Here is a 23,841-nt window from a genome sequence, read left to right on the forward strand (position 1 = left end):
CATCTCAGCGCCGGGCCCCGTGAATGAAACGGCTCCCGGCGCTCCTACGTTAAGAAGGACGCATAAATGACGCGTTACACACCCGCAGAGATCGAAGCCCGCTGGCAAGAGGTCTGGAACAGGGATGAAATCTTCAAGGCTGTCCGGTCCGCAGACAAGCCGAAATACTATGTGCTGGAGATGTTTCCCTACCCATCCGGGCGCATCCATATGGGTCACGTGCGCAATTACACCATGGGAGATGTGATCGCGCGTTACAAATTGGCAACAGGTCACAATGTGCTGCACCCCATGGGCTGGGATGCATTCGGAATGCCAGCCGAAAACGCCGCCATGGCGATCGGTGGTCACCCGAAAGACTGGACCTATGGCAATATCGCCGACATGCGGGATCAGATGAAGCCTCTGGGCCTCTCCATCGACTGGTCGCGCGAATTCGCCACCTGCGATCCGGGGTACTACGGCCAGCAGCAGGCATTATTTCTGGATTTTCTGGAGGCCGGACTGGTCTACCGCAAGAACGCACAGGTGAATTGGGATCCGGTCGATATGACCGTGCTGGCCAATGAGCAAGTGATTGACGGCAAAGGCTGGCGCTCCGGCGCGGATGTCGAGCGCCGCGAACTGACCCAGTGGTTTTTCAAGATCAGCGATATGGCCGGCGAGTTGAAATCCGCGCTCGACGGTCTGGAAAACTGGCCCGCCAAGGTCCGCCTGATGCAGGAAAACTGGATTGGCGAGTCGCGCGGGATCGATATCCCCTTTGAGCGCACGGATGGCAAAGGTACCATTCTGTGTTACTCCACCCGCCCCGACACCATGCGCGGTGCCTCCTTTATCGCTGTCTCCCCTGACCATCCGGTGTCGAAAGCGCTTGAAGCGGAAAACCCCGAACTGGCCTCCTTCATCGAGGAATGCCGTAAGATGGGCACCACCGAAGCGGCGATGGAAAAGGCCGAAAAGAAGGGCATCGATACCGGACTGCGGGTCAAACACCCTGTCTATGAGGGCGTCGAATTACCGGTCTGGATCGGCAACTTCGTCCTGATGGATTACGGCACGGGCGCAGTATTTGGCTGTCCCGCCCATGATCAGCGCGACCTGGATTTCGCCCGCAAATATGGTCTCGATGTGCGAAACGCCTTTTACATGCCCGGCGACGAGACAGAAGTTGAAGACGTTGCACTGGTGCCAGCCAAAACCGAAAAGGTCGTGTTCATTGATCATTTCGCAGGTATCGCGGAGACGACCAGCCAGGACGGGATCAACGCCACAATAGACTATTTCGAGACGCATGGTCTCGGCAAAGGTCAAACCCAGTACCGCCTGCGCGACTGGGGTCTTTCGCGGCAACGTTACTGGGGCTGTCCGATCCCGGTCGTGCATTGCGCCGATTGCGGCGTCGTACCGGAGAAGAAAGAAAACCTGCCCATCGAACTGCCCTATGACGTCAGTTTCGATGTGCCCGGCAATCCGCTTGACCGCCACCCGACATGGCGTGACACAAATTGTCCATCCTGTGGCAAACCGGCGAAACGTGAAACCGACACGATGGACACATTCGTTGACAGTTCGTGGTATTTTGCCCGCTTCACCGCGCCAGATGCCAAAACACCGACCATCAAGGAAGACGCCGAATACTGGATGAACGTTGACCAATATATCGGCGGTATTGAGCATGCGATTCTGCATCTGCTTTACTCACGGTTCTTTGCACGGGCGATGCAGATTACCGGGCATTTGCCGAAGTCAGCCAATGAACCCTTTGATGCGCTCTTTACTCAAGGGATGGTGACGCATGAAATTTACCAGACCCGCGATGCAAAAGGCCGCCCTGTTTACCACCTGCCCGAAGATGTCACCGAGGGGAAACTAAGCGACGGCACAGAAGTCGAGATCATCCCGTCGGCCAAGATGTCCAAATCCAAGAAGAACGTAGTGGACCCCATTAACATCATTTCCGCCTATGGCGCGGATACGGCGCGGTGGTTTGTGCTGTCCGACAGCCCGCCGGAACGTGACGTGGAATGGACCGCCTCTGGGGCCGAGGCCGCATTCAAACATCTGACACGCGTCTGGAATCTCTGCGACCGCATTGGCAAAATGGAACGGGATACCGCCGGGCAGGGTGACGAGGCGCTGCTGCGCGCCATGCATGCCTGCATCCATGATGTGACCATGGGCATTGAGAGTTTCGGATTTAATGCCGCAATTGCCAAGCTCTACGCCTTCACCGCGACATTACAAAAATCCAAAGCAGGCCATTCAGCACAACGCGAAGCCATCATGACGCTGGCACAGTTGATGTCACCGATGACCCCGCATCTGGCCGAAGACATCTGGGCACATCAGGGCGGCAAAGGTCTTGTGACAACCGCCACCTGGCCGGTGGCAGATGAAGCCATGCTTGTCTCTGACACTGTGACCCTGCCCATTCAGGTGAACGGCAAAAGACGCGCGGAAATCACCGTACCGGCCGACATGCCAAAAGAAGAGGTTGAAAAAGCAGCCATCGCGGATCAGGCTGTTCAGCGAACCCTGGACGGTGCAACCCCTAAGAAAATCATCGTCGTACCCGGACGGATCGTTAATGTCGTTGTTTAAACGTATATCTATTCTCTTGGCCTCTCTGGCCGTGACGGCCTGCGGGTTTGCCCCCGTCTATGGAACCGGCGGTACCGGCACCAAGCTTCAAAACCAGGTTGAAGTATCCGAACCTGACACATTGAACGGCTATCTGTTGACCCGGCGGATCGAGGAACGTTTGGGGCGATCTGGCGACCCCAGTTACAAACTTGACGTGGCGGTCCGCACAAGGCAGGAAAACCTCGCAGTTGATACCGAAGGCAGCATCACGCGCTACAACATTTTAGGGTATGCGGATTTTTCGCTGATCAATGCCAAGTCCGGAGGCGTTATCGCGTCGGGTTCGGTTGACAACTTCACCGGATATTCCGCGGCGGGCACAACTGTCGCCACCCTTGCCGCGGAGAGAGATGCGCAAAAGCGCCTTATGGTCTTGTTGGCGGATCAGATCACAACCCGCGTTTTATCTACCGACGTGCCATGAAGCTCTCGACAAGAGACGCAAATGCTTACTTCGCCAAACCGGACGCCACCAAAACCGGTCTTTTGATTTTTGGGACTGATGCCATGCGTGTTGCCCTGAAAAGGCAGCAAGTGCTGGGCGCGTTGCTTGGTGATGGCGCCGAAGAGGAAATGCGGCTGACGCGACTGACCGGTGGCGATGTGCGCAAAGACCCGGCCACACTGCTGGACGCGCTGAAGGCCATCGGGTTTTTTCCCGGGCCCCGCGCCGTCTTTGTGGAAGAAGCGAATGAAAACTGCGCGGCGGCGATCCTGACAGCTCTGGAGGATTGGCAACCCGGTGATGCACAGATTGTGGTGACCGCTGGTGCCCTCAAGCCCACGTCAAAACTGCGCAAGGCGTTCGAGGCGCATCCCCAGGCCTATGCTGCGGCCATCTACGACAATCCCCCCACGCGCGAAGAGATTGAAACAGCGTTGCGCGACGCCGGGCTTGGCGAAATTCCCGGTGATGCAATTGGGGCCTTGAACGATCTCGCGCAGGCGATTGACCCCGGTGACTTTCGCCAGACTGTCGAGAAGCTGGCGCTCTACAAGATTGGCGACGCAGAACCCGTTTCCCTAGCAGACATTGCGGCCTGCGCGCCCACATCGACCGAGGCCGATGTAGATGATGTGCTGATGGTCGTTGCAGAAGCGCGCGCGCGCGACATCGGTCCGGTCATGCAGAAGCTGGCAGCGCAGGGGGCAACGCCGGTTGGGCTTTGCATTGGTGCCATGCGTCACTTCCGGGCGCTGCACCGGGCAGCATCGGATACCTCCGGGCGACCGACAATCTTCGGACCCAACCGGGACCGGATGCTGGCCCAGTCACGCAAGTGGGGCCCGGCGAAACTGGAGACAGCGATAACCCTGCTGACCGATACAGATCTGCAACTCAGATCGGCAGGGCAACATGCGCCGGGCATGGCATTGGTCGAACGCGCCTTTATCCGCCTGGCAATGTTGGGTGGCCGCTAGTCTTTCGGTGCGAACATCTCCATCACCTCTTCGGTGGTCATTTGATGGGTTTTTTCGCTGAAACTATACCCATCAGGCTTGTTGTCGATGAACAACTCGCCGGTCAACGGTACGTCTGTGGCCCCGTCAAGAGTCCCATAGCCGAAGTGATAGGTGCCTTGGTGCGGCCCCGGTGCCGTGACGCGATAGTAGATGCTGCTGCCACAGGTTTTACAAAATGCCCGCTCCGCCCAGGGAGAAGACGTGTAGCTGGTCAGGTTCTCCGCGCCATCGAAACTGACAGCCTCCGAGGGCACCTCAATCCCAAGGAATATCCCGCCGCTCCACTTGCGGCACATGCTGCAATGACAGGCCCCGGTTTCTTTCGGTTTGTCAGTCAGTGTGTAACTTACCGCGCCGCAGAGGCACGCTCCGGATGTAGACATATCGATGCTCCTTTTCTTGCAGGGTATGACAGAGTTATGGTCGTACCTACTGACAGTTTGTGACAGGAGTTGCGTGCCCTGGTGTCACGTGCCACTCTGCTGTGAAAGTCGCAAATTCGAGGTAGCAAATGTATCAGGTAATCGGAGCGACAAAGTCGCGCGCCTTTCGTGTGATCTGGATGCTGAATGAAATTGGCGTCCCTTTTGAACATATCGCGGCGGCGCCCCGTTCAGAGGATGCAAGACAGTACAACCCCTCTGGAAAAATCCCGGCGCTTGTCGACGGCGATGCGGTTCTGACCGATTCCGTGGCCATCATGACGTATCTTGGCGACAAACATGGCGCGCTGACCGCATCCGCCGGAACCGTTGCGCGCGCAAAGCAGGATGCCATGACCTTGTGGCTGATTGACGAATTGGACGCCATTCTCTGGTCTGCGGCTAAACACAGTTTCGTCTTACCCGAAGAACATCGTGTGCCTGCCGTGAAGGATACACTGAAGTTCGAGTTCGAACGCTCCGCTGCACAATTGTCAGAACGGTTGGAGGGGCCATTTCTGATGGGCGATCACCTCACCATACCGGATATTCTGGCCTGCCATTGTCTTAACTGGGCAATCGGTGCCAAGTTCCCGCGTACGGATGACAAGCTTTTTGCATACGGAAAATCACTGCGCGACCGTGCGGCATTTCAGGCAACCTCGGCGATGTAACGCGCGGCTTCTTTCCCGGCCCATCGCCCCGTGGCAAGGCATCCGGTGATCAGGTAGCCACCTGTCGGCGCTTCCCAATTCAGCATTTCGCCCGCGCAGAAGACGCCCGGAATTTCTTTGAACATCAACGCAGGCGTCAGCGCCTGAAAGGCCACGCCGCCTGCGGTCGAAATCGCTTCATCCATCGGCAGGATACCTGCATGGCGAAGAGGCAGTGCCTTGACCGTCCGCACCCAGTCGGCGCGGGCTAACGTCGCCCCCTGAACCATTTCGAAGAAAAGACCTGTTTTTACAGGCGGCAATCGCAAGGATTTTTTCAGCCAATTTGACAGCCGCAAATTTTCAGCCTTTGACGACAGCTGCTTTTCCAGATCCGCGGCTGTCCTGTCCGGCACGAGGTCAACCGTTAGGGGTGCATTGTTGCGGATCGCAGGTGTGAGGCTGTAAATGCCGCCGCCTTCCAGACCTCGTGCGGATACAATCGCTTCCCCCCGTGAGGACATTGAGCCCGCTTGCCAGCGTACCGCCTTGAGCGCCTTGCCGAAATGAGGCGCCATGTGATCGGTCCAGAGCACGCTGAGACCAGCATTGGACGGCGCAAGGGGCGTAACCTCGACGCCCCGTGCCACAAGTACCTCCTGCCAGGCACCATCCGATCCGAGACGAGACCAGCTGCCCCCTCCCAAAGCCAAAACGGTTGCGTCAGCGGCGACGGTTTCAGGACCGTTCGGACCGTCAAAAACCGCCCTCCCGTCTTCCCAACCCCGCCAACGCATCCGGGTGCGAAAAGCAACACCAGCACCGGAGAGCCGCTGAACCCAGGCGCGCAAGAGCGGGGAGGCTTTCATGACTTTGGGAAAGACCCTGCCCGTTGACCCCGTAAAGATTTCCTGCCCCAATCCGCGCGCCCAGTCCTTCACGGCGGCGGCGTCAAACTCCCTCAGCATCGGCTGCAAAGGCTCAGCGGCTTCGAAATACCGCGGCAACATGGCCTCGAAGCTTTCATCCTTGGTGAGGTTGAGGCCGGATTTTCCGGCCATCAGGAATTTGCGTCCGATAGATGGCTTGGCGTCGCACACCGTTACTTTCACACCGGTTGATGCAAGTTCCTCAGCCGCCATAAGACCCGCTGGTCCGCCCCCAATGACCAGGGCGTGATTCACGCCCCCCCCTGCGGCAACGGGCCTTTCAACTCAACGACCCGCTGCGGATAAGGGATTTCAATGTCGTGTTCTTTCAACGCATTCCAGATCAGGAAAAGCACGTCGGATGTGTATTTGTTTGGGCCATCGTCAATGCCGTTCACCCAGAATTCCACGGCGAAATCAATGCCGCTATCCCCAAAGCCGCGCAACTCACAGTCCGGTGGATAGGGCGTGTCCAGAACATCCGGGTGTGTTGTCACCGCCTCTTCGATAATGCCCGGCACGAGGTTGATGTCAGTGTCATAGCTGACGGAAAAAGGGGCTTCGTACCGGTTGGCTGAACCTGAATCGGAATAGTTGACCACGCGCGTGGTGATAAAATCCTCGTTCGGAACAACGATCCAACGCCCATCGAAAGTCTCCAATATCGCGGCGCGCGCTGTCATCTTGACGATTTGACCGGATTCGCCGCCATCCAGTTCAACAAAATCACCGACGGTTGCCTGCCCTTCGATCAACAGTATGACGCCGGAAATGAAATTCGACGCGATCTTCTGCAATCCGAAACCAAGACCTACGCCGATGGCCCCGCCGATCACGGCAAGGGCGCTCAGATTGATGCCCATGATGTTCAACAACAACAGGAAGGCTACGGCAAATATGGCGAACTCCAGCACTTTCGCGGTCAGTTGCCGCAGCGAGGGGCGCATGTCTTTCTGGTTTTCGATGAACTGCGTGGTCTGACGGTTGGACCAGCCGCCGAGCCAGAACAGAATGCCCCCGGCAATCACCCCGCGTACCAGCGACATCACCGTGAAAGAGATATTGCCCAGCGACACGGTCATCTCGTTCAGCTTCATTGTCAGCGGATCGAGCAACCCGACGGTATAGAGTGCCGCAACCGGCAGCAGAACGTAGCGGCCCAGAAGGTTCAGGAACGGGTCCTTGATAATCTCGCGCACCAGGGTCCGCACTGCCAGAAACAAAAAGACACGCTTGCCGAATGCGATGACCGCACCACTGTCGAAAATCGATCGGACGACGCTCTCTCCGAGCGCGGTAAAAAGATACGCCATCAAGGGCAACAAGAGTGGTAATGCCAGCAGCACTGTTCGGCGCGCGCTGGCAATGATATTGTCGGCCTCAGGTGCGGGGGTCAAAATCCTGGCAAATAATCCGCGAAGGCGACGCGCAACGATGATTGCCAACAGATAGGCGATCACCAGCAAGGCAAATTGGGACCAAGCTGCCGGGCTCAATGCCCAGGACTTTGCCAAATCCCACGCCAGCAGGGCATATTCCGCAGCTTGCTGGACAATTTCCGGTTGGCTAGACAGATCAAACTCCATGCGGCATCCCTCTTTTCATCCTGTGCGCGCTCGCTAGAGTCATGCCCGTCGGTGCGATGAGGAGCAAGCCCAGATGTCCGATCCGATCTGCCCTTTATGTGACCGGCCGATCCCTGCAAATGTCAAACAAAGCCTGCATCATCTTGTCCCGAAACTAAAAGGCGGAAAGGGCGGTCCAACCGTATTGCTGCATCATATTTGTCACCGTGAAATTCACGCCACCCTCACGGAGGCAGAACTGGCACGTGACTTTCATACAATAACCAGTTTGCGCGCTCATCCGCGATTGCAGAAATTCATTTCCTGGGTGTCCAAAAGACCACCAGGATTTCTGTCCAAGGTGCCTGGTAGACGGCGCAAAACGTCCCGAACCTAGTGACAGAGTTCCTTGATGCCATGGGCGATGCCCAGTGATGCTGCAAGCGTATCGGCTGCCAGTTCTTTTGCGTGGGACATCAGATCATCCTTTGGCACAATCCGATCAACTAAACCAAATACCTGAGCTTCATCTGCCGTGATCTTCTGTCCACCCATCAGTATAAGCTTGGTTCTGGACGGCCCAATCAGAGCGGCCATTCTCTTGGGGTCGCTGGGTTGCGGCAAAAACCCAAGCTTCATGACCGGATAGAAGAATTTTGCCTCGGACACCGCGATACGAATATCGCAGGCCAGCGCCATGCCCATTGCCCCACCTGCAAGCGTGCCGTTCAAAGCGGCGATTGTCAGTCCCGGCAGCCTGGCAATCGCCGCAGATAGCTCTTCCCACAAAGGGGAGGTCGCAAGCCCGGCGCGGGCTGCATCAAGGTCAGCACCGGCGCTGAAAATACGCCCCTTGCCTGTCAGGATCAAAGCACGTGCTGAGTGTGCGTCTCTGATGGCTTGCACCAGTGACCTCAGCATTTCTTCGGTCAGCGCATTGGCTTTGTCGGGCCGATTCAGCGTAACTGTCCAAAGGCCCGCATCCTGCGAGACGTCGATCATATCAATCCCACTTTGCGGCGGATGTCTTCGTCGCGCAGCGAAATCTCCTGCCCACACCACGTGTCGGCTGCCGGGCTGCACATCCACAACAACGCGCGCGCGGGCCAATCGGCAGGAATATGAACGTCCCAATCCAGTTGGCTGACCGGGTTGATGCCGCTTGATTTAATTTCGCGCTGCATTTGCGTAGCAACTGTCCCCGGCGACAGCCCAATCGCACGAATGCCACTCTCCGCTTCTTCCTTATCCAGGCAGCGCGTCAACATGTTTACTGCTGCTTTGGAGGCGCAATAATGACTCCACGCCTCGACAGGACCATGGGCTGCCCCGGAACTGATGGTCAGCACAGAACCGCCGCCGCCCGCTTTCATGACCGGTACGGCCGCCCGCATCCCGTAAAATACGCCCTTGAGATTGACATCGATCACATCGCCCCAAGCTTCGGTATCGGCTTCGCTCAAATGCGAAATCGGTTCGATTATGCCAGCGTTGTTGATCAGAACGTCCAGGCCGCCAAATGCGTTGACCGTTGTCTCCACTGCAGCCGAAACTTCGCGGAAGCTTGAGACGTTGCAGGGAATCGCAATGGCCTTATCGCCGATTTCACCTGCCAGATCAGCAATCTCTCTCTGACCACGTGCCAACAAGGCAACATTTGCGCCGGCGGCTGCGAATACCCGTGCAGCTTCTGCGCCGATCCCACGGCTTGCTCCGGTGATCAGGACCGTCTTTCCATTCATATCCATTGCAATACTCCCATCCATCTGTTGCCCCGTGGTAATCCGCGATGCGTTAAGGGTCCACCCCTGCTTCCTCTTGACCATCGCCAGACCTTCGCAGACCATGCGCGCGACAGTTTTTATAAGGATTCACCCATGTCAGTTTTGAACCTGCGCTGTTCTGCCAGCGTCCTGTTTCTTTTGTCCACATCGTCGGCATCCTTTGCGGAGATTTCAGCACAGGATACGTGGAACGACTGGAAGGAGTATTTTAAGGGCGTCGGATACACAGTTACGGCAACGGAAAATCAATCTGGCAACACGCTGATCGTCAAAGATATGGTTTTCACCGCCCCGGGTTCCGAAGAGGTCGGTACAATGTCGATGACGCTCGAGACGGTTACCTTTCGGGAAAATGGCGATGGCAGCGTTGGGGTCATTTTCCCCGAAGTATCGCCGGTTGCCATCAATGCGGTGAACCCCGACGGCGAGAAGATAGATGTCAATCTGGAAATCCTGCAATCGGGTTTGACCGCGACCGTCTCAGGCGAACCGACCGATATGACCAGTGTCTATGGCGCGCAATCCGTTGAAATGCGTTTGGCGGGTGTCACGGTAGGCGGAGAGACCCTGAGCCCTGAAGACGCCGCCATGAGCCTTGTCATGCAGGGGCTCTCCGGCACTACGCAAACCACCCTCACGGATATGCGGCGCTATGACCAGCGCATGCAGTCGAGTGCAGTATCCTATGATATTACCTTCGTGGACCCGGAAGGCACGGGAAGTGCCGATATTCAGGGCCAACTTGATGGCCTGAGTTACGCGGGCACCAATGCCTTGCCGCTGAACGTGGTTGCAGCCGGAGATATGCTCGAACTGCTGGAAGCCGGCATGGCCGTTGATGGAACCTTCTCCTACTCCGGCGGATCCTCAACCATTGGGGTTGTCGAGAACGGAGTGGACGCGATGAATGCTGAAATGTCTTCGTCTGGGGGAACCCTCGGCATCCTCATGGGCGCTGACGGCCTGGAATATGTGGCGGCGCAACAAGGCATCAATGTCTCCATGACGGCGCAGGATTTGCCGGTCCCCGTAGAGTTCAACATGGCCGAAGGTGCTTTCAATCTCGCCATGCCGCTGCAAAAGTCTGATGAAATGAGCGATTTTGCCGCGGGCTTTTCGCTGACTGACTTTTCAATGTCGGATCTTCTTTGGGGCATGTTTGACCCGTCAGCCCAATTGCCGCGCGATCCGGCGACGCTTGTTCTTGACCTCACCGGCAAGGCGCGGCTGCTGTTCGACTTCCTCGACCCCGCCGCCGCCGTGGTCTCTGGTGATCCGAATGTGACACCCGCAGAGATTGGTTCCGTGGATATCAACCGCCTGCAAGTTACCGTCGCAGGTGCTGAACTCACCGGCGAAGGGGCGTTTACCTTTGATAACTCCGCCCCAGTCGGGCCGCCAAAGCCCGAAGGTGCGGTGAATTTATCGCTGGTTGGCGGCAACAAGCTCCTCGACACGCTTGTTGCCATGGGCCTTGTTCCCGAAGAACAGGCCATGGGCGCGCGCATGATGATGGGTCTGCTGGCGGTTCCCGGCAATGCCCCCGATACATTGAACTCCAAAATTGAGATCAATGAAGAGGGTCACATTCTGGCAAACGGTCAACGCATACAGTAGCCTGTTACCGGCTGTTCGGCTGACCCGCATTGGGGCGCTTGCAGCGCCCCATTTTCATCCCGCCCTTGCAGTATCCGGTGCACACGGGCTACCTGACGCAAAAGCTGTCGCGGAGTATCCTGATGAGCCAGACCCCGGAAACATTGACCGCGCAATTGTTGCAAGCGGCGAAAGACGCAGGCGCGGAAACCGCAGATGCGATTGCCCTGCAAGGCACATCCCTCAGCATCGAAGTGCGCGCCGGTGTTCTGGAGCAGGCCGAACGCGCTGAGGCGGTTGATCTGGGGCTGCGCGTCTTCGTTGGCCAGCGCAGTGCCACGGTATCGGCGTCCGACACCCGGGCGGCCACGCTTCAGGAGATGGCCCTACGCGCCGTTGCCATGGCCCGCGAAGCGCCTGAAGACGCCTTTGCAGGGATTGCGACACCCGATCAATTGGCGGAGAACATGAATGCGGCACATCTTGAGCTGCATGATCCGACGCCTGAACCCACGCCTCAGGATTTGCAGCGCGATGCCACCGCGGCCGAAGAAGCTGCCCTGGAAAACGGCAAAATCACACAGGTTCAATCCGCGATGGCGGGTTACTCCGCCCGTAATGTGCATCTGGCAGCAACCAACGGATTTTCCGCTGGATATCGTCGGACCAGTCGCGGCCTGTCCTGCGTGGCCATTGCCGGAACCGGGACCGCGATGGAACGTGATCACGATGGGGACAGCCGGATATTTCAGGCCGATTTGCGCAGCGCTGAGGACATTGGCCGAAGGGCTGCCGAACGCGCGGTTGCAAGATTGGACGCCCGCAAGCCTCCTACCGGTCAATTCCCCGTACTGTTTGATGAACGCATTTCCGCATCATTGATCGGGCACCTCTTGGCGGCCATCAATGGCGCATCAGTTGCGCGGGGGGCCTCGTGGCTGCGTGACGCCCTGGGTGAAAAGGTGTTGCCCGAAGCGCTGACACTTGAGGAAAATCCACACCGGCCACGGGTTTCAGCATCCCGCCCGTTTGATGCCGAGGGGCTTCCCACAAGGTCGCGCAACATCGTCGAAAATGGCGTGCTCACGGGCTGGACGCTTGATCTGGCCACCGGGCGCAAACTTGGTTTTCCCTCCACGGGGAACGCCGTGCGGGGCACCTCTTCCGCGCCGAGCCCGTCAAGCTGGAACGTCACGCTGACCGAAGGGGACGCCAATCGCGCTGACCTTGTCCGCGAGATGGGCACCGGGCTTCTGGTGACATCCATGATCGGCTCCACGATCAATCCCAATACGGGGGATTATTCGCGCGGGGCGGCAGGTCTGTGGGTCGAAAACGGACAGATCACACATGCCGTGAATGAGTGTACGATCGCTGGAAACCTGCGTGACATGCTGCGCGAGATCGTTCCTGCCAACGACGCGCGGCAGCATCTCAGCCGCGTGGTTCCATCGCTGCTTGTACCGGGAATGACCCTTGCAGGCATCTGATCTCGCCCTCATCAAGGATGCGGTCAAACTGGCGGGTCGGGTTGCGACCAGCTATGTGGGACCTGCCGCACAATCCTGGGACAAACCCGAAGGTGCCGGTCCTGTCACCGAAGCTGATCTGGCGGTCAATGCGGCGCTTGAAGGCGTTTTGCGTGCCGCGCGACCAACCTATGGATGGCTTTCCGAAGAGACAGAGGATGACGGGGACCGGTTGACGCACGACACAGTTTTTATCATCGACCCAATCGACGGTACACGCAGTTTTGTCGAAGGCTCCCGCACATGGGCCCATTCGGTTGCCATTGCCCATCAAGGTCAGATCACGGCGGCAGCTGTCTATCTGCCGATGCGCGATAAACTTTATTCCGCCGCCCTGGGTCAGGGCGCTTTTCACAACGACACCTCGATAAGCGTGTCGCAGGCCGATGATTTGCCCAGCGCCGAAGTGCTTGCCACCAAGCCCGTTGTGAGCCCCGAGCATTGGCCGTCCGGATTTCCCGGTTTCAGCAGATCCCATCGCCCATCACTCGCGTACCGATTGGGGCTTATTGCAGAGGCAAGGTTTGATCTGATGCTGACCTTTCGTCCCACCTGGGAATGGGACATTGCCGCAGGTGTACTCATCGTCACCGAAGCCGGCGGCACGTGCACAGACAAAACCGGGGCGCCGCTTCGGTTCAACAATCAAGAACCCACCGTAAATGGGGTGATCGCATCAGGGCCGGTGTTGCACCGGAAGGTGCTTGAGGCGCTGGCCCCTGCCACCCCCGGCGCGCCTTGACCCCGGCGCACATATACGCAAACTTCCGCCAACCTTCCTGAGAAAAGGACCAATCTGATGACGCAGCGGCTACATCTCGTTTTCGGGGGAGAACTCGTTGACCCCACGAAAAACATATTCAAAGACGTGGACGACATTCATATCGTCGGCATTTTTCCCGACTACGCGACAGCCTTTAACGCCTGGAAATCAGAAGCACAGCGCACGGTGGACAACGCTCACATGCGCTATTTCATCGCGCATCTGCACCGTTTGCGCGACGAGGAGGCCGCAGCATCATCAACCGAAGAGTTGGGGTGACACAAGATGGGCCGGTCATTCGGTCTGGCGGCCTATCGCGCCCTTTCCCGCAGGTCATCCAGCAAGTCTTTCAACCCCATCCGCGACCGCCCCCAAAACGCTCTGATCTGGATTCATGCAGCAGAGCCCGACAACCTTCTGGCCATTGAAGATCTGGCGCATCGGCTCTGTGCTGCGCGCTTTGATCTGAGTGTGTTGATCACGTTGCCTGATCGCGAAAGTTTAGATGCCGCCCGCCACAACTCATCGAGTCAGAGTGCTATTATCTTCGATGAAATTCCGTCTGAACATCCCGCTGCCGTGGACGCATTTCTTGCGCACTGGGAACCTGTCATCTGTATTTGGACATGGGGTGGCTTGCGACCCAATCTGGTTCACCAGACCCATGAAGCAGGTGTGCCGATGGCGTTGATCGACGCAGATATCGGTGGTTTTGACAGCAAGCGGGACCGATGGTTGCCTGACCTGTCGCGAGATTTACTGAGCAGTTTCACGGCACTCATGGCGCGGACCGGGGCGGCATTGCGACGCCTGGAAACACTGGGGCTGAGGCCGGAACAGATCGAGTTGACGCCGCCCTTGCAAGCCGGTGGTCAGGCCCTGCCTTGCGAGGACAAAGATCTGACGGATATGACGCAGGCCCTTGGCGGGCGTCCTGTCTGGTTCGCCGCGCGCATTCAAAAAGACGAAGAGCGCGCCGTTCTGTCCGCACATCGGCACGCCTTGAGGTTTTCGCACAGATTGCTTCTGATCCTGCATCCTGCCGATAATGCCCTGACGGATGAGCTGTCCCAGATGGCACATGACGAAGGGTTTCGTGTCTGCAATTGGTCATCCGATGGTGATCCAAATGAAGCCACGCAGGTCCTGCTGGTTGAAGACGAGGAGGACCTGGGATTGTTTTATCGGCTTGCGCCGGTTTCCTTTTTGGGAAGCTCACTCAAGTCCGGCCATGGGGGGTGCAACCCGTTTGAAGCCGCGGCCCTCGGCTCTGCCGTGCTTTACGGGCCTAACGTGCGAAAATACCTGCCGTTCTACACGCGTCTGGCAAATGCAGGCGCGGCGCGCATTGTGAATGATGCACAGACGCTTGGCACAGCGGTGACCCGTTTGATCGCTCCGGACCAGGCGGCCGCGATGGCACATGCAGGGTGGGATGTGATCAGCCATGGGGCTGCCCTGACCGACAAGGTGATTGATCTGGTCAACACGACGCTGGACGGCCCGGCGGAGCATACCAATGCGAACGCCTGAATTCTGGTTCACGTCGCCTGACAAACCCGCATGGCCTGCCCGTCTCCTGAAACCTCTGGGCTGGATTTACGGAAGCGCCACAGCCAGAAGGCTACGGCAGGGCACCCCACTCAAACTGGATATCCCTGTCGTTTGTGTCGGAAACATCAACGCAGGAGGCACAGGGAAAACACCGACTGTTATCGCAGTGCTGGAACATCTGACCTCACGCCATCATCACCCGCATGTTGTCACTCGAGGCTACGGCGGCACCTTGAAGGGCCCCATACGCGTGGACCCGGCGCGTCATACGGCGGCTGAGGTGGGCGACGAACCGCTACTGCTGGCCGCCTTTGCAGAAGTTTGGGTAGCACAGGACCGGGCCGAAGGCGGCAAGGCGGCGCAGGCGGCGGGTGCCACGGTTGTGGTTCTGGACGACGGGTTCCAAAACCCCGCTTTGCATCAGGACATCAGCATCGTGGTTGTCGATGCCGAACGCGGTTTTGGCAACGGGCTGTGCTTGCCGGCGGGCCCCTTGCGCGAACCGGTTGCCGCGGGTCTGACCCGTGCTCATGCGCTTTTGTCTATCGGGTCGCCATCCGCGCAGCGCGTATTCGATACACAGGGGGTACCCGTTGATCTGCCGCATGTTCGAGGCCAACTGGCACCGCTGCAAACCGGAATGATGTGGAAAGACGAGGCCGTGTTGGCCTTCGCGGGCATCGGACATCCGGAAAAATTCTTTGCCACATTGCGGGATCTTGGGGCCAATCTTGTTCATGCCGAGCCGCTGGAAGACCATCAGCCCTTGACGCCCGCGCTCATGGGACGCCTTGAGGCTGACGCTAAATCCCGAGGCGCGCAATTGGTCACGACAGAGAAAGATGCCGTGCGCCTGCCGGCCTCTTTCAGAACCAAGGTCATCACCCTGCCCGTGCGCCTGAAGTTGGACGCAGACCCAAATCCACTCTTTGATCTGCTGGACGGGTTGAAAGCTCCCTGAAACCGGAGTCGTCAGTCGGTTGGATCATTCTCGCCCAGTTTCGGGGCAGGCCTTTTTAGCGACAGTTCGGCATCGGAAAACGTGAACGGCGACCGTACACCCGGCACGCCGTCGAGCGATAGTTCCATCTCACGCGCTTTGACCTGAGGGTCCGCCATCACATCGGCCATGTCGTTGATCGGTCCCGCGGGAACACCTTCTGCCTCGCAAGCCACCAGCAGATCGTCGCGGGTCCGCAAACGGGTCGCAGCGGTCAACCGTTCTATCATGTCAGCCCGGTTGGCCAGCCTGTCCACGTTTTTGAGGAACTCCGGAGCCGATGCCATCTGCTCCAGCCCCAGCAGTTTGCACAGGCGCTGATATTGCCCGTCATTTCCGGTGGCAATGATCACATGTCCGTCTGCGCAATCAAAAACCTGATAAGGTGCCAGATTCACATGTGCATTGCCCATCCTTTGAGGCGGCACGCCGGTGGTCAGATAGTTCATTGCCTGATTGGACGTCACCGAAACAGCGACATCCAGCAGCGACATGTCAATGTGTTGCCCACGGCCCGTCTGATGGCATTGATGCACCGCTGCGAGAATGGCAGTTGTTGCATAAATCCCGGTCAGAATATCGGTGATGGCGATGCCGTATTTCTGGGGTTGTCCCTCTGGCTCGCCGGTCAGTGACATCAGCCCGGACATCCCCTGAATGATGAAATCATAGCCCGCCCGTGACGCATAGGGTCCGCTGTGACCAAATCCCGTGATCGAGCAATAGATCAGCTGCGGAAACTCTCTGGACAGGCTGTCATAATCCAACCCGTATTTCGCCAGACCACCGGTTTTGAAGTTCTCTATCAGGATGTCCGCGCCCGCCAGGAGCGATTTGACCTTTTGCTGACCTTCCCGGGTTCGAAAATCCGCAGTGACCGATTTCTTGCCCCGATTGGCGGAATGAAAATAGGCGGCGGAGATATCATCGTCCCGCGTCACAAAGGGTGGTCCCCATTGGCGCGTGTCATCGCCCGCGGGGCTTTCTACCTTGGTGACGTCACAACCAAGGTCGGATAGTGTCTGGCCAGCCCAGGGGCCGGCCAACACGCGTGCCAGTTCAACGACCTTGAGACCGGCCAGCGGCGCCGTCATTACTCAGCTGCGGCGTCGATAAGTTCGGCCATTTCCGCGTAAGGCATATTGGAGTATTTCTGGCCGTTGATGACAAAGCTGGGCGTGCTGTCCACGCCGTCAGCGGTTGCATTTTCCTGATACCACGCCACCAGCGTCCGGGCGTTGTCACCATCCTGCAAACAAGCCTCCATCGTGTCTGCATCCAACCCGGCCAGACGCCCGATCTTGCGCAATTCCTCGACAATGGCCGTCGGCTCGCCTGCCCGTGCCCATTCGGATTGGCCAGCGTAAATCAGATCGGCCATCCCAAAGAACTTTTCCGGTGTGCCTGCACAACGGGCAATCATCGAAGCCCAGAGGCCGTAGCGGTCAAAATAAACCTCGCGGTAGACGAAATTGATTTTGCCGGTGTCGATATAGTCGGCCTTGAGCTGCTTGTAGGCGCCCGCGTGGAAAGACGCACAATGCGGGCAGGTGAAGGATGCATATTCGATCACGGTCACGGGGGCGTCCGGGTTGCCAAGGGTCATTTCAGCGATGGTGGAGGTGTCGATATCCGCCTCCGTTTCCTGAGCGTTGGCAGCCCCCAGCGGATCAGCCGGCGTGACGGAAGTGCCGGGCGAGGTTATGAAATAGGCACCCAGCCCAAGAGCAGCCACGGCTGCAGAAATAATCATCATACGCGACATCGCAGGTTCCTTTTCAACGATTTGTCTTGTTTAGAATGTTTTCGCCAAGCCGTGCCAATGCGTCACGAAGTCCCGCATCTTCGACAGGGCTTGCGACCTCTGTTGCTTTTCGGCGTAGCGCAGGGTCAACCGGGGTCTTGTTTTGAACAGGTGCGGCGGGATCGAAGGCAAATTGCCCTTCCGCAAATCCGGTTGCAGCGGTCTGCGTCACCCGAATGCGGGCAATGGCGTTGTATCCGTAGACCGAGTTCACCTTTTGCCGCAGCTGTTCTTTCTGCATCTCCAGCATCGGGGCGTTCGATCCAGTGGTTAGCAGCGTCAGCGTGGCCCCCATGCCACCGCGCCCATAGCCGACCTCGACCGGTCGCGAGATCGACGCAATATCCTTGCCAACAATCTCTGCCCATTGGGTCAGCAACCGGCTTTGCGCAAAACCCCGGCTTTCGGAGGCCGAGCGAATCCGACCCGTAAGCAGGCTGGATGTGCGCTTGAAGCCTTTTGTACTGGCACGTCGGGGTGGCATCGCTATCTTTCACAGAACACACTTGCGTGAACATAGCGTCTCAGCGTGCGCGCAACCAGACCAAGCAGCCGGAAGATCATAAACATTGCGTGACATTTCCCACAATTCCGACCCACTGAGCGATCGCTTGCTGGCTTGGTACGACATTCATGCCCGGCGCATGCCGTGGCGCGTATCGCCCCAGGATCGCAAGGCAGGCGTCTTGCCCGACCCTTACCGGGTGTGGATGTCAGAAGTGATGTTGCAACAGACCACTGTTGTGACGGTCAAAGACTACTTTCAGCGCTTCACGGAGCGTTGGCCAACGGTATCTGATCTGGCAGCGGCGCAAGATGCTGATGTGATGGGCGAATGGGCCGGGCTGGGGTATTACGCCCGGGCACGTAACCTGCTGAAATGCGCCCGTCAGGTTGTGGCAAATCACGGCGGCGTCTTCCCGGCAGATCATGCCGCTTTGCTGAGATTGCCGGGGATTGGACCCTATACCGCGGCGGCGATCTCTTCGATTGCCTTTGATCTGCCCCACGCGGTTCTGGACGGCAATGTCGAGCGGGTGATGGCGCGACTGCGCGACATCCACACACCGCTGCCCGAGGCAAAACCAATCCTGATGCGTGAGGCGGAGATTTTGACACCCGACCAGCGTGCCGGAGACTATGCGCAGGCGGTCATGGATCTGGGTGCTACCATCTGCACCCCGCGCAATCCGGCCTGTGGCATTTGCCCGTGGTCGGAACCCTGCAAGGCCCGCGCCGAGGGTACGGCACCGACCCTGCCCAAAAAGACCCCGAAAAAAGCCAAGCCGACCCGACACGGCATTCTCTATATCGGCAGGCGCAAAGACGGGGCATGGCTGCTGGAAACACGCCCGGAAAAAGGCCTCTTGGGGGGTATGTTGGGGTGGCCGGGATCTGATTGGACAGATAAGGACAGCCCGATTCCAGAAACCCCCGCGCCCTGTGCCGGAGATTGGCAAATGGTACCGGGCGAGGTGCGCCACACATTCACACATTTTCACCTGCGCCTTGCCATTTACGTCGCAACGTTACCGGATGAAGTCACTGCTGAGCGCGGTCATTTTGCCGCCCCGGAAACATTCAGGCCCTCTGATCTGCCCACGGTCATGCGCAAAGCCTTTGATCTGGCCCGAAGTGCGTTTTGAGCGTTGCGTCACACTTGGTGAAACAGGCAAAGCCGTTCTAGATTGCGATCGAGAGGAGAACGGAAACCCTGATGCGAGATGACCTGAAAACCGTTCCAATGTCAGAGCTTGTGAAGATCACGCGCGCGGCACCCTTCTGGATGTCGATGCTGTTGGTCCCTGTCGCTTGGCTAAGTGCCCTTTATGGTGGCTGGACGATCTGGTTATTGCCGGTTGTCACCTGGTATCTGTTTTCCGCTCTCGACGCGCTTTTCGGGCGTGACGGGACCAATGCGGATCCGTCAACACCGGACGATCACCTTTACTGGTATCGCGCGGTGACCATGATATGGGCACCGGTCCAGTTTTTCCTGCTCTTCAGTCTGATCTGGTATGTGCCTCAGGCGCAGCACCTGAGCAGTTTTGACCGCATTATTCTCTTTTTTGGGGTTGGTGTGATCACCGGAACCGTCGGGATCAATTACAGCCACGAACTGATGCACCAGAAGAACAAGACTGAGCGATGGATGGCCGATCTGCTGCTTGCGATGGTGCTCTATTCGCATTTCCGTTCTGAACACCTGCTGGTGCATCACCGCTATGTCGGCACGCCACGCGATGCTGTGACGGCGCGTTATAATGAAGGATTTCACCGGTTCTACCCACGTGTGTTGAAGCAGTCCCTATGTTCGGCCTTTGGTGCAGAAAAGCAGATGCTGGCACGGCGCAATCTGCCCTGGCATGATTTGGGCAATCCCTTCTTTAGATACTGGCTGTTGCAGGCGCTCATGCTGGTTTTGGCCTTCTTGCTGGGCGGTTGGTCGGGCCTTGGCCTTTTTGTGGTGCAAGCGGGCACCGCGATCTGGCAGTTGGAACTGGTCAATTACATCGAACACTACGGGCTGACGCGCAAACACTTGGGCGATGGAAAATATGAACACGTCAAACCCCAACATTCATGGAATGCAGATCATCGCGTTTCCAACTGGCTGTTGATCAATCTGCAACGACATTCAGATCATCACTACAAACCAGATCGCCGCTTTCCGGTACTCCAAACATATGCCGACACTGACGCTCCACAGTTACCCTATGGCTATCCAGTCATGACCATGGTCGCGATGGTTCCGCCGTTGTGGCGGCGTGTGATGAACCCCAAGGTGCGCCGATGGCGTCGAATGTACTATCCGGAAGTTACCGACTGGAGTGCTTACAACTCCGCGACCAACCCGTATCCGAGTGCAAACTGAACACCATATCTTAAGGCTTTTATGCGCAACTATCTCTTCAGGTGGACCGACGTGAGAGCCCAGAATGCAGCAGCAAATTGCAGCACCTCAGCATAGTACACAGACCCGTACTTGTCTGATTGTTGAAGACAGTACTTTTGATCAAGAACGGATTAAACGTATCCTGGACAAAAGTTTCAAAGGTGTTTTTGTCGCCGTCGCCGCGACGATCGAAGACGCGCGGCAGCACATGTCTCAGTACCAGACCAGTTTCATCCTGCTGGACAACAATCTGCCTGACGGGACCGGGGCCAATTTCGCCGTCGAACTCGCTCAGGACCCAAACTTCGCAAAGATCCCGATTGTGATTGTCAGCGACTGGCCGACACCCTTCATGTTCGACAAAGCGCAATCCGCGGGTGTTATCCACGTTGTCAATAAATCTGATTTTGGCGCGCGCTACATCCACGCGGCGATGAACCATAAAGTCATTCCCAAACGTATAAACTGACACGCCTGAGTTTCGTCAGATGCTGGCGGATTTCATCATCGCAGAAAAAACCCCGCCTGACAGGCGGGGCAAGTTGAGTGCCTTAGAAGGCAGCCTCGTTCAGAAGGCCACAGGCACCGGCGGTGTTCAGTGAAAATTCAATTGGCCATCTCTGATCTGATCTGTTGGCGCAGGACATCAATCGGGACTTTTTTGCCTTCCCTCTTATAGGTCCAATACGTCCAGCCATTGCAGCTTGGGGCACCTTCAAGATGGGCACCGACCTGATGGATCGACCCTTTGACATCATTGCCGATTAAGGTGCCATCGGCGCGTACTTTGGCAATCTGCCCGCGTGGCGAATATAGTTCTTCGCCGGGGCGCAACATACCGCGTTCCACAAGCTGGCCGAAGGGCACACGGGGTTCAGCACGTTTCGAAGTCGACACCTGGAGTGCTTCGCGATCAAACTTGCGCACTTTCGAGATGCGTTTCTCCGCCACCTTCCGGTAGGCCGCTTCCCGTTCGATCCCAATAAAATCGCGACCCAGCATCTTTGCGACCGCGCCCGTGGTACCGGTTCCGAAGAAAGGATCGAGAACAACGTCACCGGGGTTGGTCGATCCTACTAACACGCGGTGTAGAAGACTTTCAGGCTTCTGCGTAGGGTGCGCTTTCTCACCTTGATCGTCTTTCAGACGCTCGTGACCAGTACAGATCGGCAGAACCCAATCCGAGCGCATCTGAATACCTTCATTCAGGGACTTAAGCGCTTCATAGTTGAAAGTATATTTGCTGGATTCGTCGCGCCCTGCCCAAATCATTGTCTCATGAGCGTTGGTGAAACGTTTCCCGCGGAAATTCGGCATCGGGTTTGATTTGCGCCACACCACATCATTCAGAATCCAATATCCTGCATCCTGCAACGCAGTCCCGACGCGAAAAATATTGTGATAGCTGCCAATGACCCAGATCGCCCCGTTGGGTTTCAACAACCGTCGCGCGGCTTTCAACCACGCTTTGGTGAAATCGTCATAAGCCTTGAAGCTAGAGAATTGATCCCAGGCATCGTCCACCGCATCCACGCGACTGTTGTCAGGTCGATGCAAATCTCCTTTGAGTTGCAGGTTGTAGGGCGGGTCAGCGAAAATCAGGTCGATCGAAGCTGCCGGCAGGCTGTTCATCATCTCGATGCAGTCGCCGTCAAGAATAGTGTTCAAAGGAAGCGCTTTGGCGCCTTTGGTTTGGGTCATCATGTTCTGCCTCTGTACCGGTGCTTTTGCACTCGTTGGTTGAGACAAACATGAGTCAAAGGCGAATCGGGGTCAATTTCTTTTTTGAATCAAGGCTTTAACATTTTTTCTTGATACAACATATTGTGTACCGGTTTAAACGTTCGTCTATGGTGTGGGGTTGGCCCAAGATTTTGAAGCGCAGACATGTGGCTTTTTGATCCATATCCCATGTTCGTCTCCCAACCATAACCCGGATGCTGTTGCGCCAAATCCACCATGATCTTGTCGCGACATATTTTCGCCACAATTGACGCCGCAGAAATCGACAGACAACGTGTATCTCCCTTGACCACCGGTTGGGCTGATATGTTCATGCCGCGTGGCACCATCGAGCCGTCGATCAGCACGTGATCCGGTGCAACATCAAGGCCCGCGACAGCGCGCTGCATGGCAAGGTGACTGGCCCGCAATATGTTATGCTGTTCGATTTCTTCAACGCTCGCGTGCCCGATGGAGAAATCGGCACTTTGCATCAGCAACTCGGCCAGATGAGCCCTGCGCTTGGCGGTGAGCTGTTTGGAATCGTTTAGCCCGTCGGGAATGCATGCGGGGTCTAGGACTACCGCCGCCGCGGTCACCGGACCGGCCAGTGGCCCGCGCCCAACTTCGTCAACACCGGCCACCCGGAGCTTTCCGGATGCATAGGCCGCCTGTTCCATTTCGAAATCGGGTTTCATCTCTTCTGCATCCAATGATCCTGCAAAAGGTGCAACCCCCCAAGAAAAAACGCGCGCCCTTTAAAGACGCGCGTTACACTGGTTAAGCAAAAGAAGGAGGCGCCCGAACGCCCCCTTCTTGAACAAAGCCGGTTTTGGGGGACCCACCCGGCTTTGCATCAGCGCGTCATTAGCGGCGCGCTAATTGGTATCCTCTGTCGCGCAGGCAACGGGCATCGTATCCCCGACGGGACTGATCATCGCCGCGCAGGCGAATAAAGCAGTCACGCGGCAATTTGTTGACGTGCTTGTAGTTCCGCTCAAGACAGCGATTGCCGAAATAGCGAACGCGCCCTTGGCGGGTTTGCGCGCTGCGCAGACAATCACCGGGCAACAAACGCCGTTTTGCGCGGTTCGGAAGCGGGCGCGGTTCGAGATCGTAAACGCGGGGGCTGCTTTCATAGATGGGCGCCTGGTAAGTATTCCGGGTGACCGTGTCGCGCTCTTTATTGCGCTTGTTTCGATCATGAATGACCTTGCCGACAATCGCGACCCCGGCAATGGCGGCAAGCGCCTTCAGCAGGTCGTTGTCGGCACGGGCAGGCGCGCTGCCAATCGCGGTAACAGCCAGAGCGGCAGCAACGATCGTGGCAATGAATTTACGGTGCATCGGGAACCCCTTTCAGTAGATATTGTCCAGCCGTCCGAGAACCGACCGTCTTGTCCCGATCAAACTGGGCTCACCCCCCTCCGACAGGCAATATCGCTCGACTGATATCTGATAACAAAACGGCTAAGGCCCCTTTGTTATTGAATATCTCCTCGTTCATGCGCAGG

Annotated in this window: 25 protein-coding genes; 14 read left to right on the forward strand and 11 right to left on the reverse strand. The window is 57.3% G+C overall.

Annotated elements, in window-relative coordinates:
• Nucleotides 1-66: 66 nt before the first annotated feature.
• From leuS to holA, 3 genes are read left to right on the forward strand one after another with little or no spacing between them, the layout of a single operon-like run.
• Nucleotides 67-2,604 carry a leucine--tRNA ligase gene (gene leuS, locus Q0802_RS07130; RefSeq protein ID WP_298915650.1) on the forward strand — a complete coding sequence of 846 codons (2,538 nt, stop codon included), beginning with the start codon at nucleotides 67-69 and terminating at the stop codon, nucleotides 2,602-2,604.
• Complete coding sequence (lptE, locus tag Q0802_RS07135; protein ID WP_298915655.1) at nucleotides 2,591-3,070, forward strand: LPS assembly lipoprotein LptE; 480 nt, start codon at nucleotides 2,591-2,593, stop codon at nucleotides 3,068-3,070. The genes leuS and lptE overlap by 14 nt, the downstream gene beginning before the upstream one ends.
• Nucleotides 3,067-4,068, forward strand: coding sequence for a DNA polymerase III subunit delta (gene holA, locus Q0802_RS07140; protein ID WP_298915658.1), 1,002 nt, complete (start codon nucleotides 3,067-3,069; stop codon nucleotides 4,066-4,068). The genes lptE and holA overlap by 4 nt, the downstream gene beginning before the upstream one ends.
• On the opposite strand, the gene Q0802_RS07145 is transcribed toward holA, so the two are convergent.
• Nucleotides 4,065-4,493 carry a GFA family protein gene (locus tag Q0802_RS07145; RefSeq protein WP_298915661.1) on the reverse strand — a complete coding sequence of 143 codons (429 nt, stop codon included), beginning with the start codon at nucleotides 4,491-4,493 and terminating at the stop codon, nucleotides 4,065-4,067. The two genes, holA and Q0802_RS07145, sit on opposite strands and share 4 nt — an antisense overlap.
• A gap of 128 nt (nucleotides 4,494-4,621) precedes the next feature.
• On the opposite strand from Q0802_RS07145, the gene Q0802_RS07150 reads away from it, so the two are divergent.
• The gene (locus Q0802_RS07150) at nucleotides 4,622-5,206 is read left to right on the forward strand and encodes a glutathione S-transferase family protein (RefSeq protein ID WP_298915665.1); all 585 of its coding nucleotides are present in this window, start codon (nucleotides 4,622-4,624) and stop codon (nucleotides 5,204-5,206) included.
• Here Q0802_RS07150 and Q0802_RS07155 read toward each other — a convergent pair.
• Both Q0802_RS07155 and Q0802_RS07160 read right to left on the reverse strand, forming a co-directional pair.
• Nucleotides 5,185-6,369, reverse strand: coding sequence for a TIGR03862 family flavoprotein (locus Q0802_RS07155; protein WP_298915668.1), 1,185 nt, complete (start codon nucleotides 6,367-6,369; stop codon nucleotides 5,185-5,187). The genes Q0802_RS07150 and Q0802_RS07155 overlap by 22 nt on opposite strands.
• Complete coding sequence (locus Q0802_RS07160; RefSeq protein WP_298915671.1) at nucleotides 6,366-7,700, reverse strand: mechanosensitive ion channel domain-containing protein; 1,335 nt, start codon at nucleotides 7,698-7,700, stop codon at nucleotides 6,366-6,368. The genes Q0802_RS07155 and Q0802_RS07160 overlap by 4 nt, the downstream gene beginning before the upstream one ends.
• A gap of 73 nt (nucleotides 7,701-7,773) precedes the next feature.
• On the opposite strand from Q0802_RS07160, the gene Q0802_RS07165 reads away from it, so the two are divergent.
• Nucleotides 7,774-8,076, forward strand: a complete 303-nt coding sequence (locus Q0802_RS07165) for an HNH endonuclease (protein WP_298915675.1) — start codon at nucleotides 7,774-7,776, stop codon at nucleotides 8,074-8,076.
• Here the strand turns inward: Q0802_RS07165 and Q0802_RS07170 are convergent.
• On the reverse strand, nucleotides 8,073-8,681 hold the full coding sequence (locus Q0802_RS07170) for an enoyl-CoA hydratase/isomerase family protein (RefSeq protein ID WP_298915678.1): 609 nt from the start codon (nucleotides 8,679-8,681) through the stop codon (nucleotides 8,073-8,075). The genes Q0802_RS07165 and Q0802_RS07170 overlap by 4 nt on opposite strands.
• A complete protein-coding gene (locus tag Q0802_RS07175) occupies nucleotides 8,678-9,427 on the reverse strand; it encodes an SDR family oxidoreductase (protein WP_298915681.1) in 750 nt (249 codons plus the stop codon). Before Q0802_RS07175 ends, Q0802_RS07170 begins: the two co-directional genes overlap by 4 nt.
• 129 nt (nucleotides 9,428-9,556) lie before the next feature.
• Between Q0802_RS07175 and Q0802_RS07180 the strand changes: the two genes are divergently transcribed.
• The 6 genes from Q0802_RS07180 to lpxK all read left to right on the forward strand — a co-directional run bounded on the left by Q0802_RS07180 (nucleotide 9,557) and on the right by lpxK (nucleotide 15,866).
• Nucleotides 9,557-11,080 (forward strand): DUF2125 domain-containing protein, encoded by a 1,524-nt coding sequence (locus Q0802_RS07180; RefSeq protein WP_298915684.1) that lies wholly within the window; start codon nucleotides 9,557-9,559, stop codon nucleotides 11,078-11,080.
• A gap of 122 nt (nucleotides 11,081-11,202) precedes the next feature.
• On the forward strand, nucleotides 11,203-12,549 hold the full coding sequence (locus tag Q0802_RS07185) for a TldD/PmbA family protein (protein WP_298915686.1): 1,347 nt from the start codon (nucleotides 11,203-11,205) through the stop codon (nucleotides 12,547-12,549).
• Nucleotides 12,536-13,330, forward strand: coding sequence for a 3'(2'),5'-bisphosphate nucleotidase CysQ (locus Q0802_RS07190; protein WP_298915689.1), 795 nt, complete (start codon nucleotides 12,536-12,538; stop codon nucleotides 13,328-13,330). The genes Q0802_RS07185 and Q0802_RS07190 overlap by 14 nt, the downstream gene beginning before the upstream one ends.
• Nucleotides 13,331-13,387: 57 nt before the next feature.
• Complete coding sequence (locus Q0802_RS07195) at nucleotides 13,388-13,630, forward strand: DUF4170 domain-containing protein (RefSeq protein WP_298915693.1); 243 nt, start codon at nucleotides 13,388-13,390, stop codon at nucleotides 13,628-13,630.
• 6 nt (nucleotides 13,631-13,636) lie between these two features.
• The gene (locus tag Q0802_RS07200) at nucleotides 13,637-14,884 is read left to right on the forward strand and encodes a glycosyltransferase N-terminal domain-containing protein (protein ID WP_298915696.1); all 1,248 of its coding nucleotides are present in this window, start codon (nucleotides 13,637-13,639) and stop codon (nucleotides 14,882-14,884) included.
• The gene (lpxK, locus tag Q0802_RS07205) at nucleotides 14,871-15,866 is read left to right on the forward strand and encodes a tetraacyldisaccharide 4'-kinase (RefSeq protein ID WP_298915699.1); all 996 of its coding nucleotides are present in this window, start codon (nucleotides 14,871-14,873) and stop codon (nucleotides 15,864-15,866) included. The genes Q0802_RS07200 and lpxK overlap by 14 nt, the downstream gene beginning before the upstream one ends.
• 11 nt (nucleotides 15,867-15,877) lie before the next feature.
• Here lpxK and Q0802_RS07210 read toward each other — a convergent pair whose 3' ends face one another.
• From Q0802_RS07210 to Q0802_RS07220, 3 genes are read right to left on the reverse strand one after another with little or no spacing between them, the layout of a single operon-like run.
• Nucleotides 15,878-16,999 (reverse strand): CaiB/BaiF CoA-transferase family protein, encoded by a 1,122-nt coding sequence (locus Q0802_RS07210; protein WP_298915702.1) that lies wholly within the window; start codon nucleotides 16,997-16,999, stop codon nucleotides 15,878-15,880.
• Nucleotides 16,999-17,670 (reverse strand): DsbA family protein, encoded by a 672-nt coding sequence (locus Q0802_RS07215; protein ID WP_298915705.1) that lies wholly within the window; start codon nucleotides 17,668-17,670, stop codon nucleotides 16,999-17,001. Before Q0802_RS07215 ends, Q0802_RS07210 begins: the two co-directional genes overlap by 1 nt.
• Before the next feature lie 13 nt (nucleotides 17,671-17,683).
• Nucleotides 17,684-18,193, reverse strand: a complete 510-nt coding sequence (locus Q0802_RS07220; RefSeq protein ID WP_298915708.1) for a DciA family protein — start codon at nucleotides 18,191-18,193, stop codon at nucleotides 17,684-17,686.
• A gap of 85 nt (nucleotides 18,194-18,278) precedes the next feature.
• Here Q0802_RS07220 and mutY point away from each other — a divergent pair, with 85 nt between their 5' ends.
• From mutY to Q0802_RS07235, 3 genes are all read left to right on the forward strand, one after another.
• Nucleotides 18,279-19,355: an A/G-specific adenine glycosylase gene (gene mutY, locus Q0802_RS07225; protein WP_298915711.1), complete on the forward strand. Its 1,077-nt coding sequence runs from the start codon at nucleotides 18,279-18,281 to the stop codon at nucleotides 19,353-19,355.
• A 71-nt stretch (nucleotides 19,356-19,426) separates the two neighbouring features.
• Nucleotides 19,427-20,584: an alkane 1-monooxygenase gene (locus Q0802_RS07230; protein WP_298915713.1), complete on the forward strand. Its 1,158-nt coding sequence runs from the start codon at nucleotides 19,427-19,429 to the stop codon at nucleotides 20,582-20,584.
• Between the two features lie 64 nt (nucleotides 20,585-20,648).
• Nucleotides 20,649-21,074 (forward strand): response regulator, encoded by a 426-nt coding sequence (locus tag Q0802_RS07235; RefSeq protein WP_298915717.1) that lies wholly within the window; start codon nucleotides 20,649-20,651, stop codon nucleotides 21,072-21,074.
• Nucleotides 21,075-21,211: 137 nt separating this feature from the next.
• On the opposite strand, the gene Q0802_RS07240 is transcribed toward Q0802_RS07235, so the two are convergent.
• From Q0802_RS07240 to Q0802_RS07250, 3 genes are all read right to left on the reverse strand, one after another.
• Entirely contained in the window at nucleotides 21,212-22,309 is a 1,098-nt protein-coding gene (locus Q0802_RS07240; RefSeq protein ID WP_298915720.1) for a site-specific DNA-methyltransferase, read from the reverse strand.
• Nucleotides 22,310-22,395: 86 nt separating this feature from the next.
• Entirely contained in the window at nucleotides 22,396-23,025 is a 630-nt protein-coding gene (locus Q0802_RS07245; RefSeq protein ID WP_298915723.1) for a ribonuclease HII, read from the reverse strand.
• Nucleotides 23,026-23,194: 169 nt separating this feature from the next.
• Nucleotides 23,195-23,674, reverse strand: a complete 480-nt coding sequence (locus Q0802_RS07250) for a hypothetical protein (protein WP_298915726.1) — start codon at nucleotides 23,672-23,674, stop codon at nucleotides 23,195-23,197.
• Between the last annotated feature and the right edge of the window lie 167 nt (nucleotides 23,675-23,841).

Origin of the sequence: uncultured Roseobacter sp. (genome assembly GCF_947495275.1) — a bacterium.
Classification (GTDB): Bacteria; Pseudomonadota; Alphaproteobacteria; order Rhodobacterales; family Rhodobacteraceae; genus Roseobacter.